General features: G+C 63.5%; 5 protein-coding genes and 1 pseudogene. 3 read left to right on the top strand and 3 right to left on the bottom strand.

All coding sequences use genetic code 11. The annotated features are described in order from the left end of the window. Nucleotides 1–35 precede the first annotated feature (35 nt). Together ACFPZ3_RS25320 and ACFPZ3_RS25325 are read right to left on the bottom strand one after the other, a co-directional pair. Nucleotides 36–395 (bottom strand): hypothetical protein, encoded by a 360-nt coding sequence (locus tag ACFPZ3_RS25320; protein WP_379516702.1) that lies wholly within the window; start codon nt 393–395, stop codon nt 36–38. 195 nt (nt 396–590) lie between these two features. Then, a complete protein-coding gene (locus tag ACFPZ3_RS25325; protein WP_379516703.1) occupies nt 591–779 on the bottom strand; it encodes a hypothetical protein in 189 nt (62 codons plus the stop codon). Between the two features lie 886 nt (nt 780–1,665). Here ACFPZ3_RS25325 and ACFPZ3_RS25330 point away from each other — a divergent pair. After that, a complete protein-coding gene (locus ACFPZ3_RS25330; RefSeq protein ID WP_379516704.1) occupies nt 1,666–1,902 on the top strand; it encodes a hypothetical protein in 237 nt (78 codons plus the stop codon). Nucleotides 1,903–2,565: 663 nt separating this feature from the next. Here ACFPZ3_RS25330 and ACFPZ3_RS25335 read toward each other — a convergent pair. Next, nucleotides 2,566–2,693 (bottom strand): annotated as a pseudogene (locus tag ACFPZ3_RS25335) (IS3 family transposase); the annotation flags it as partial. A gap of 347 nt (nt 2,694–3,040) precedes the next feature. Here ACFPZ3_RS25335 and ACFPZ3_RS25340 point away from each other — a divergent pair. Continuing rightward, nucleotides 3,041–9,250 (top strand): RHS repeat-associated core domain-containing protein, encoded by a 6,210-nt coding sequence (locus ACFPZ3_RS25340; protein ID WP_379516705.1) that lies wholly within the window; start codon nt 3,041–3,043, stop codon nt 9,248–9,250. A gap of 4 nt (nt 9,251–9,254) precedes the next feature. Further along, a complete protein-coding gene (locus tag ACFPZ3_RS25345) occupies nt 9,255–9,845 on the top strand; it encodes a hypothetical protein (RefSeq protein ID WP_379516706.1) in 591 nt (196 codons plus the stop codon). The last annotated feature ends 285 nt before the right edge of the window (nt 9,846–10,130 follow it).

The following is a 10,130-nucleotide window of genomic DNA, read 5'->3' on the forward strand; positions in this document are numbered from 1 at the left end:
TGGTGGCCAGGCTCAGCCCGCAGGACGCGGCGTGTTCAGGTGGCGTAGTCGGCGAGGGCGGGTTCTAGCAGGTCGAATGCCTGGGCGGCTTCGGCGGCGATGGTGCGGGCGATCTGGTCGTTGGAGTGTCCGGTCAGGGTGAGGTCTTGGATGCGTCGGAACAGCATGCGGTGGACGGCACCGAGGAGCCCGGCGGTGGTCTGGACGGTGATGTCGTCGGGGGCAGTGCCGGTGGCGACGGCGTGGGCTTGGGCGAGGCGGTGTTCGCGCTGGTCGTGCAGGCCCCGCAGGCAGGTGGTAAGGGTGGGACTGTCGGCGATCATGCGGGCGAAGGGCGCGCCGGAGAAGCCGGCGACCGGGTCCTGGGCGGCGATGGCGTCGTGGAAAGTTATCACCCAGACTTTTGAATAATTAACGCGTCAAGGGGTTAGGGGCAGAGGAGCCCCGAACCCCTATCGCTCGATCAGTAATTGCGGAGCGCAAGGTTTAAGCCGATCCAGCCCTCCGTAGAGCTTCGATCGCTTCATCGAAAACCAGAGGCCACAGCCGATCAAGCCGTTCTGGGCGCGGTGGCTTGAGTTGCATTCCCCCTAGGATGAAGTCCTAACTCCGGCTCTCTGCATGCCGCTTTTAGCTTTTTGTTCCAGGACCTCTTTTAGGCTAGGGCCATCATTTTCTGCAAGCCCTTCGATCATCTCAAGTTCTTCTGCGTCTAGAACTTCAAGCGCGCTCACAAAGTTGTCGTCGAGGAGACCTGCGCTTTTTACTCTGTCGCGCAAGAGTGTCAGGGTAATGGGGTTCGACGGAAAGCCGACCGGAACCGCTGATCAAGATCGAGTGCCCCCTGCGGGGGACCAAGCAAACGGGCACCGTAACGAACTGCGGGAAGGGAAAACGGCCGTGGTCGTGACGGATGACGTCCAGCTGAGGTCCGGGACCTGAAGAGTTCGGTGGCAGTATCAAAAATGGGTTGCCACACCTCGGCAAGCGACGGGGCGTGGCAGCTGGGCGTCCGGCACGGTTGATGTATCGGACGCCCACAGGGGGCTTGGACCATAAAGCCCGTTCTTGCGGCCGCCGCGCCAGAGTCGTGGAGCAGATAAGAGCGCGAGGGCCCGCTCGACGGCACTACCAGTGATAGCTAGACGATCTTCGTCTTCGACCCGCGGATTATGAGAATCCTCGGTTAGTGTCGTCCGCTGCCGCAATGTGTTGTTTTGTATTGCTCTTTCCGTGATTTTCTTCACCGCTGTGTCGGCTGCTGTCAACGCGTGCCGGCCCGTACCGTGCACACGCGAGCAACCACCGAGCAACCATGCGTTCTTGACCATCGGCGTGATGCGCTATTTGTCCCTGTGTCGCGTGCGGCGGGTCAGTGCTGACGGGGTTACACCTGCGGCATGAGAGGCCCGAATATCACGGCAGATCGAATGCGTACGAGCAACTTCCGAGCAGCCACACGTCAGCGCATTTGGCAGTCAGGGCAAGGTTACGTGGTCAATCCAGGTCGATACCGGTAGCGCCTGGTTGTTGAACTCCGCGCTTGGCCGGTTGCGTACACCCTGCGAAACCTCATGATGGGTGGGCGAAGCGGGTGATCACGCGCCGGGTGGTTGGGAGACTTCTCGGGCTGGCGGGCGATCCCACTCCGGGGATCCGGCGCAGGTGCGGGCGCTGGCGACGCGCCTGCTGGAGCAGGCGAAGCTGGCCGAGGACAATACAGCCCGGTTGAGCGGTGTCGGGAAGAGTTCGGCGTTGAACATGCACGGTAACTCTGCAGTCAAGTATGCCGAGGCGCTGCAGACGCTGCCCGGCGAACTGGCGAAACTGGGCAAGGCCTATCGCGGTGCAAGAAGCGCGCTGAGGACCTACGCGGGCAGTTTGGAAGGCAGCGGTATCTAGAACAAGTCGTGGCTGGAGAAAGCGTGGGAGATGGTTTTGACTCCGTTCCGGTCGTGGGATGACTTCGTGAACCTGGCGCGCAACGTGGCTCTGGTGGTGGGCATCGCGGCGTTGGTCATCGGGACTGGCGGGGTGGCGAGGGCGATCTTGGCTGGGACGGCGGTGGTGGTGTTCGCCGACTCGCTGCACAAGTACCACCAAGCAAGGCTAGCCTGGGCCAGGTCGTCCCGGACGGGATCGGCAGGATCCCGGGTGGTCGTCAGGTGGGGATGCTGGCGCTGGGTGGTCTGGCGGCGGGCGTGCGGGCCGGGAGCGGTGCAGCGATGGGGCTGCTCCGGGCCAGGATCCTCGGGGGCGCGTCGGCGGTCACGGGTGCGGGGCTGCGTGGGGCACCTACTGCAGGCGCAGGGCGGGTCTCGACGGCGGCGGGCACGGCCTAGCAGAAGGGCAAGCAGTTCTTCAGGAAGGACCCGGTGCACTTCCCGACCCGGCACGGTGTTGCTGCCGCAGATCGACTTTGAGCTGCCCGGGGTATTGCCACTGGTGCCGGAACGGACCTATCTGTCGCTCTACCGGGTCGGGCAATAGTTTGGGGCGGACTTGGCCTCCACCTTCGACCAGCGACTAGTAGGTGCTGACAGCGATGAGGTAGTCGTGTTCGGTCAGGACACCGCAGATCGGCTCGACACCGCACACCTTTGCGTGCTGGTCGATGAAGGTCACGAGTGCGTGTGTGGCCGGTCGAGTTCGGCCGTGAAGAAAGCCGACGCGACCTTCAGGATCTCGTTCGCATACGAACATTGTCGGCAGGCATGACACTGTTCCATTGGCCAGAGCTGAGCGGTGTGACTCATATCACATCCAACGATGTAACTGGTAAGGAGCATTTCTACAATCAACTTGACATGCGGTCCACCTGAAAGTGGAGGCTGGACCGATACTCTTGGTGACTATTGCCATGAAATCGCGATATTGACCGCACCTTGATCGTCGATCAAGATCTAGCCGATCGTCTTTATCTCATCCTTACGACGCGAATAGGCCCGTCACAGGGCCTGCGTCAGCATGCCTCAAAGGAGACGACATGTGGGTAAGGCGTCGACGACAACGATTAAGGGTGCTGGTCACCGGGGCTGTGATGACCATGTTGATCTCCGGCCTGGGAATGCCGGAGAACCTCGGCGGCCCGGCTGCGGCTGCGGCGTCGGTCCCAGATCCCGAGACGTCGGTGGAAGGCCGCCAGGTCCCCAGGGCCAAGGTGGACAAGGGGGCAGAGGAAAAGCAGCCGACGGTTGAGCGTCGGGATCCAGTGTGGCCAGAGCCGGGGTCGGCAGCGGTCGATCCCCCCTCGAACCACCGAGCGGTACCGGTGGGTGATTTGCCGGTCAAGGTCGCGTCGGTCAAAGGCGCTCCCGAGGTCGGCAAGGTCAATGTGGAGACGCTGCCCGCCGAGACGGTGGCCCGGCTCGGCGGGGTCGGCATCGCCGCCCGGTTTACCAGCGACACGCCCGCAAAGGTACGCGCGGAATTCTCCTACGAGGGTTTCCGTGATGCGCACGGCGGAAACTTCGCCAGTCGGTTGCAGGTGTTGCGACTGCCGACATGCGCGTTGGCCAACCCTCGATCACGGGACTGCGTCGTCCGGCCGCAACCGGTGAAGGCGCACAACGACGTGAAGGCCGGCACCCTGACCGCCGAAATAGACGCCGATCCCGGGACGGGCAAGGCAGCCGCTCTGGCGTTGCCGAAGAGCGCCGACGGCAAGGGCGGCGCGTCGGACGCGCGAGCCGCGCAGGCGTTCGCCGCCGGCTCGGTCTACGTCATGGCGGCCGGGATGACCGGACCGGACGGCAACTTCGGCGCCACCGACCTGAAGCCGTCGGGCACCTGGCAGGCGGGCACCTCAGGCGGGGGCTTCTCCTACGACTACCCGCTGCCGGAGGCGCCATCGCCGGTGAGCACGGGGCCGAACCTGTCGCTGCAGTACGACGCCTCCTCAGTGGACGGCGAGGGTCATTGGACCAACAACCAGTCGGGATCGGTGGGCGTCGGCTGGAATTTGTCGGCGGGGTTCATCGAGCGCAAGTACCGGCGTTGCACGGCCTGGAACGAGTATGACCCCGAGACGACCGACCTGATCTGGTACGCCGACGAGAACGGCCCGTACGGTTCGGCGGTGTGCTGGGAGTCGCCGGATGAGATGGCGACCGACGTTACCAAGGACTACACGCAGTCGGAACTGGTGCTGAACCTGGCCGGCCGCTCCGCCTCCATCGTCAAGGATCGCACGTCCGGATCCTGGAAGACGGTGCCCGACCTCGGCTGGCGGATCGAGCAACTGACCGGCGGCGCGAACGGTCTGGAGTATTGGAAGGTCACCTCTTCCGACGGGCAGATGCACCGATTCGGCTTTACCAAGGACGCCCAGTGGCAGTTGCAGTACATCGGCAACCAGCGTGGCGAGCCGTGCTCGGACCGGTACTTCAACGACATGATTCCACCGACCTGCGCGGGCGTGTGGCGGTGGAATCTGGACCAGACAGTCGACGCGAACGAGAACGTCGTCGACTACACCTATGAGCGCGAGACCAACTACTTCTGCATGCCTGGCTGCGATTACGAGCTCTACCGGGCGCTCCCGTACGACCGGGGCGGCATCCTCAAGCAGATCACCTACGGTCACAACACCCAGGCGACCGGCAGCACGCCGACCGCGCGGATGACGTTCACCACCTCCGACCGCGGCGGCTTGGATGTGCCGACCGACCTGACCTGCGGCTCCACCTGCACCACCAATGACGCGATCGCGTTCTACTCCACCCGCAAGCTGAGCTCTCTGCTGACCGAGTCGCGCAATCCAAGCTCGGGGGAGTGGGAGCCGGCCACCCGCCTGGACTTCCGTCACCGGTGGATCTATACCCGCACCGACTTCGGTCCGGCCTACGACCCGGTGCTGTGGCTGGACAGCATTCAACAGGTCGGTCTGGTCGGAGGCTCACCGGCCACACTGCCGCCCGTCGCCTTTGAGGCGGCCATGGTCGCCGGCCGGATGGACTACGACAACTGGTCGGACTGGGCGGACTTCCTGTCCTGGCGCATGGTGCCCCGCGTGGCCGGGATCGGCAACGGCATGGGAGGCCGCATCGAGGTGACGTACGGGCAGGCCGACCCGTGTGGCGGCGGCAAGGGTCGTGACGGCACCGCCTATCTGACTGACGCCACCGGTGACTGCTACAAGGTCCTCTACGACGAGAATCCGGAGATCGGCTACGAAAGCTGGGGCCGTTTCTTCAAGCAACTGGCGATGAAGGTGGTCGAACGCGACCTGGTCGGCGGTTCACCCGACTTGGTGAGCAGCTACGACTATCTGGGCAGTCCACGCTGGACTGACCCCGTCGCCTACACGCAGCCAGACCTGGCCCCGGTCGGCAGCGACTGGCGCGGCTACCAGACGGTGCGCACGACCCGGGGGGCCGGCTCCGACCCGAACGACTACAGCGTCACCTCGGAAACCTTCTACCGCGGCATCGCCGGCGCTTCCATCAGCCACTTCGAGGGCACCGTCACCGACGCCCGCGCCCTGCAAGGCCAACTGCTGCAGAAGCAGACCTGGAAGTTGACCAGCACGAGCCCACGCGCTTTCGCCGAGGTCGAGTCCAGCCGCTATGAGTACGAGGTGAGATCCAGCGGCACTGGTCCCGGCGTGCTCGATCCCGCCTTCGTCCTGCAAAATCGTGAACGATCGCGCGAACAGGTTACGGGCGGCGGCTGGCGATATACGGACAAGAAGATCACCTATAACGCCGACGGGTTACCGGCGAAGGTGAACGACCTTGGCCAGGACGGCGTCTCCACTGACAACTCCTGCACCGCCACGACATACGCCCGCAACGTCGCCGGCGGGCAGTACTTCACCAAGCTCCCTTCCATAGTCGAGCGTAGAGCGGGTGACGACTGCGTCGCCGGCGCGCTGTACAGCAAATCGGTTTTCCTCTACGACGGCGGCTCCGATCCGGCGACCAACGCGCCCAGCGATGGCAATGTCACGGAAACCCGCCTGCACCCCAGCGCCACAAGCATCTCTGCGACGAAGGCCACCTTCGACGCGTACGGGCGCACGCTCACCACCACCGATGGCCTCAACAAGGTCACCAGTACCACGTATGATCCGCCGGTCGGATGGCCGATCAACGGAATCACCACGACGAACCCCGCCGGGCACAAGGTCACGACGAAGTATTCGCACGGCACCGGGCTGGTGACTTCGGTACTCGACGCCAACAAGAAACTGACGGAGATCGAGTACGACGGCCTCGGCCGGTCGGTCAAGCTGTGGGGAACAGGAGAGCCGAGAAGCGGGGAGACGCCTACCGCCACTGTCGCCTACAACATCCCCGTCGCGGGCAGCACCAGCCAGCCGAACGGTCCCATCAAGACTGTCATGCGGCAGTTGCTCTCTGGAACGGGTAGTTCGGCGAAGTACACCGAGTCGCACGCGTACGAGGACGGACTTGGCCGGGTCCGTGAAGTGCAGACGCCGTCACCCCACGGCGGCCGCATCGTCGCTGTCACCGCGTACGACGCCCGCGGTCTGACCTCCGTCAAGGCGCTGCCGGCATATAACAGTGCCGCGCCCGGTAGCGGCCTGCTCAATCCGGCATTCGAAGCCCTGCCGCAGTGGACCAGGACGCGCTACGACGGACTCAACCGTCCGATCGCCAGCATCGATATGAACCTCGCGGTCGAATTCCGGCGTACCAGCACCAGCTATCCCGGTATGGATCGCGTCGAGGTGCAGCCATCGGTGGGTGGCAAGGTGGCGACCGTCCTGGACATCGCAGGACGCACGGTCAAGAAGGAAGAATGGCTTGACTCCGCCACACACCACGACACGACCCACGTGTACAGCCTGGCCGGGAACCTGACCAAACTCACCGACGCCAAGGGTAACGTCCGCACCTTCTCCTACGACTGGCTGGACCGACGCACCGGCATTTCAGCTTCGGACAGCGGCAACACCTCCACCGGATACGACGCCGCCGGGCGAATTCTGTGGAACATCGACGGCAACAACAGCAAGACCTCTTACACCTACGACGATCTGGGTCGCAGGAAGACGCAGTGGGCCGGAGAGGTCAACACGGGCACGAAGCTGGCCGAGTGGGTGTACGACACTCTCGCGCTGGGCCAGCTCACTTCCAGCACCCGCCAGGTGGGCAGCCTTTCCTATACCAAGGCCATCACCGGCTACGACAGTTCCTACCGGCCCACCGGCAGCAAGGTGACCATTCCCCCGAGCGAGACGGGAATCGCAGGGGAGTACGAGAACTCCGTCACCTATGACAGAGCCGGCAACCCCGTGACGCGCACCTTGCCCGCAGCCGGGGGTCTCCCGGCGGAAACCCTCGCATACAGCTTCTCCGATCTGGGGAACCCCAAGGGGCTCACGTCAGACTTGAACGGTGGCACCGTTTATGTCAAGGACACCTCCTACAGCTCGACCGGCCGTATCGCCGAGCGCCTCTACGGAGCCAACAGCCAGGTCAAACGGACTTTCGCCTGGGATCCCGGCACGGGCTGGCTGAGTCAGCTCACCACGACGGCGAATGCCGACACGTCGAACCCCGTTGCCGCCCAGAACGACGTCTTCAGCTACAACCGGGCCGGCGAGATCACACGGGTTCTCGACACCACATCAGCGGCCGGAAGCAGCCCCGGGCAGTCGGAGTGCTTCGGTTACGACGCCCGAAGCCGTCTCGTCTCGGCCTTCACCACTACACGAGCCGACTGTGCCGGCGGGTCTGACGGGCAAGGCATCGACCCCTACCGTCATGCCTACTCCTACGACGCCGTCGGCAACCTCACGTCCCTGACCGACGGCACGGAGACAGCCACTTACCAGTACCCGACGTCGGGGTCTTCGGCGGTGCGTCCCAACGCGGTCACATCGATCACACGGCCGTCCAGAACCGACACCTATTCCTACGACAACGCCGGCCAGCTCACCAGCCGAACCGTGAACGGCAAGCAGACGACCTTCAACTGGAATCAGATAGGGCAGCTGGAGAAGGCCACGATTGACGGCGCGGACACCGCCATGGTCTACGACGCCGATGGTGAACGGCTCATCCGACGTGAGCCCGGTGGAACCACTCTCTACCTAGACGGGATGGAAGTACGCGTAGCCGGCTCGACCAAGAAGGCGACCCGTTACTACGGCTCACCAGACGGCGCCGTCATCGGCATTCGAACCACCGACGGTTTCCAATGGGCGGCCTCCGGCCTTCACGGCTCGATACAACTGACCGTCGACGACGGCACCGGCCAGGTCGCCAGGGAGCGCTACCTGCCCTACGGCCAGCGCCGAGGCGTGGATGATCTGCCCACCACCGACCGCGGCTTCCTGGGGAAGACAGAGGACGCCACAACGGGGCTGAGCTATCTGTCCGCGCGCTACTACGACCCCACCACGGCGAAGTTCATATCTCCGGATCCGAAATTCGACACGGAGAGTCCAGAGCTGACGAGCCCGTACGGCTATGCAGCCGACAATCCCGTCGGCCTATCCGATCCGGACGGTCTCGACGTTGACGCGGGCGGTGGCAGCGGTAGTTATGTCTCGGCCTTCGAAATCATCATCGGAGCGCTTCCGGGCGACGCAGTCAAGGCGAAGTTCCTGGAGCGCTGGAAGGCTCGCGCCGCCGACCACTTCAAAACATATGCCGAGGCGTTGAAGGATGATCGCCTCAGAACGCAGCAGGAGTTCTTCCTCGCCATGTCCATCTGCGAGGAAATAGGCTTCTCTTCTTGCGGAAAAAAGGCCACCGATTTCTTCTTCAATGGCATATGGGCGCGCCACGACCTTGATGAGCTCATGGGCAGCGACAAGGGTACGGCCGGCGGCAAAGCCAGCATGTTCAGCAGATTCCGCATCACTCCGGGCAAAAATCTCAAGCTCAACGTGCCGAGCGGGTCAGACGGGAAGAGCAGCTACATCACCTACATCATCCGCAACAACAAGGACCAGGTGGTGTACGTAGGAAAGGCCAGCGGGAAAGGCACTCCTCAGCAGGTGCTCAATGGACGCTTCAATAAGCAGAGAAAGGGGCACGATCACCACTTCCCGGAGCTGGGAGACAAGCCGCCGGAGATCATCGATGTCTATATGACCAAGGACTCCATGTCCGGCGGTGAGCAATTCTACATGGAGGCATACCGAGAAGAAGGAGCAGCTCTCAGAAATGCAAACGAGGCGCTCAGCTGGGATCGCCCGTATCGTCAGAAGAGGTCAATCACCAAGCTCGACGCCTTCTTCCTTGAGAAGATGTTCAGCCAGCAGATAGAGTAGCAAGGTGGAAGTATTCATCAGCTGGCTGGGTAACACGCAGGCAAACAGGGCGGATATCGAAGACCTGATCGAAGACATCCTCGACGAACGGGGCGAGGTGGCAGGAGGAGGCGAAGGTGATACCGGCGGTAATATCGACATCGAGATATTCGACGACGCCGACACCAAGCAGTTGATGTCCGAGATCGTGCAGGCGATCTCGGATCAGCTCCCCAGCAACGCCTGCTACGTTTTCGAAGACGATGAGGAGCTGTATCTGCTACGGGAGCAACTGCCGGGCGCGGCCCAGGTTCCGATGCAGCTACGGGCAGCCAGCGATGGCATCTGCGGCGGCCTCAACAAGGCCCTCGAGGCCGCCGCGCGAGCCAGCGGCGAGCACATGCCGTTCAAGTGCTCGTATGGCATGGTGGAAGGCACGACGGTGATCTCCCAACTGGTGGGTCGGCTCCCGATAGAGACCGTGCGGGAACGGCTCGAATCCTGGGTGAACGGAGAGGCTTCCGCAATGATCAGGCAGCCGCTCGGTCTCGTGGGAGCCACCGCTTGGGAAGCTTATTACAACGGTGCCCCCGTCCTGCGTGTGCCGATTCCGTAAGCAGGTCGGCCTGACCACGGCCGGCCTACACGGACAGAATGCCCTGCCCCGCCTCCATCCCCGGTATGGAGGCGGGGCAGGGTCGTACGTTTAGCCCTACGCCCCCACGCCGGGGCTCCGCAGTTGATGGTCGATGCCTCGCGCCTGCCGAAAATTGCATCCGCCCACGTCATGCCCCTGTGAGGGCTTCGCGTGGCGTGTCCCGCTCGGAAACATGGTTTGGCGCTGTGAGCTGGGGTTTCGCTGCGCGATCAGGGCGGCGGCTGGGACCATCGCGAGGTGTTG

Source organism: Nonomuraea insulae, assembly GCF_042656245.1.